2 protein-coding genes are annotated in these 1,312 nt (G+C 70.2%); both read right to left on the minus strand.

Features of this window, described 5'->3' with window-relative positions:
- On the minus strand, window positions 1-132 hold a 132-nt coding region (locus tag IF37_RS43225; RefSeq protein WP_158727462.1), incomplete at its 3' end, for an adenosylhomocysteinase.
- A gap of 85 nt (window positions 133-217) precedes the next feature.
- The gene (metF, locus tag IF37_RS0138270) at window positions 218-1,096 is read right to left on the minus strand and encodes a methylenetetrahydrofolate reductase [NAD(P)H] (RefSeq protein ID WP_030754329.1); all 879 of its coding nucleotides are present in this window, start codon (window positions 1,094-1,096) and stop codon (window positions 218-220) included.
- Window positions 1,097-1,312 lie beyond the last annotated feature (216 nt).

Genomic DNA, 1,312 nt, shown 5'->3' on the forward strand with positions numbered 1-1,312 from the left:
ATACTCCTTGCGGATCGCCATCAGACCGGGCATCTCATGCTCGGCGAGGGTGATCTCCTTACGGCCGAACTCGGCCAGCGACAGGTCGGCGACCTTGAAATCGGTGAAGTCGGCGGGGCTCTGCGAAGACATGTCCTACTCCGTGTGCGGTGTCGGGCGGCCGGAGGCCGGTGTGTCGGACCGTGGGATACGGGAACGGCGGTGCGCGGACCGCGTGTCAGCTCCGCAGGGCAGGTGTCGCGCCGCGTTCCGCCAGGACGTCGCGGTGGATCTCGAGGGCCGCGTCGGACTGGTTGAGGGTGATGTAGTGGAGGCCGGGAGCGCCCTCCGTGAGGAGTCGGCACGCCATCCGCGTCGCGTAGTCGACGCCTATGCGGTGGGAGGTGACCGGGTCCTCCCGGGCCGCTTCGAGCCGGTGTGCCAGGTCCTCCGGGAAGGCGGCGTCGGACAGTTCGGCGAACCGGCGGATCTGCCGGACGTCCGTGGCGGGCATGATCTCCGGAATGATCGGTGTGTCGCACCCGGCGGCGGCCACGCGGTCCCGCAGCCGCAGGTAGTCCTCGACGTGGAAGAACATCTGGGTGATGGCGTAGTCCGCGCCGGCCCGGCACTTGGCGACGAAGTGCCGGATGTCGCTCTCCCAGTCCGGCGAGCGCGGATGCCGCTCCGGGAAGGCGGCGACCCCCACGCTGAAGTCCCCCAACTCGCGCACCAGGGAGACCAGTTCGTGTGCGTGGGTGAAGCCCTCGGGGTGCGCGGCCCAGGGCCCGGCCGGATCGCCCGGCGGATCGCCGCGCAGCGCGAGTACGTCCCGGATGCCGACGTCCGCGTACTGGCCGATGATCCGGCGCAGCTCGGCGACGGAGTGCCCGACCGCCGTCAGATGCGCGACCGGGCGCAGCGTGGTCTCTGCGGCGATGCGCTTGGTGACCTCGACGGTGCGCTGCCGCGACGACCCGCCGGCACCGTAGGTGACGGACACGAAGGTCGGGGACAGCGTCTCGATCCGGCGCACCGTCCGCCACAGTCCGCGCATCCCGGCGTCGGTCCTCGGCGGGAAGAACTCGAACGAGAACGACGGCTCGCCGTCCACCAGGAGCCGGCGCGTGGCGGGGCGGGTGCGACGGCCCTCGGGCGCTGTCGACAAGACGGAACTCCTCTCCTGTGCGCGGAACACGTCTCGCTGGCTGCCACTACCGTGCGTTGAAGTATGTGGCTTCGGGGTGGTGGATCACGATGGCGTCGGTGGACTGTTCGGGGTGGAGCTGGAACTCCTCGGAGAGGTGGACACCGATCCGCTCCGGTTGGAGCA

Origin of the sequence: Streptomyces sp. NRRL S-31 (assembly GCF_000718775.1) — a bacterium.
In the GTDB taxonomy this organism is placed as follows: domain Bacteria; phylum Actinomycetota; class Actinomycetes; order Streptomycetales; family Streptomycetaceae; genus Streptomyces.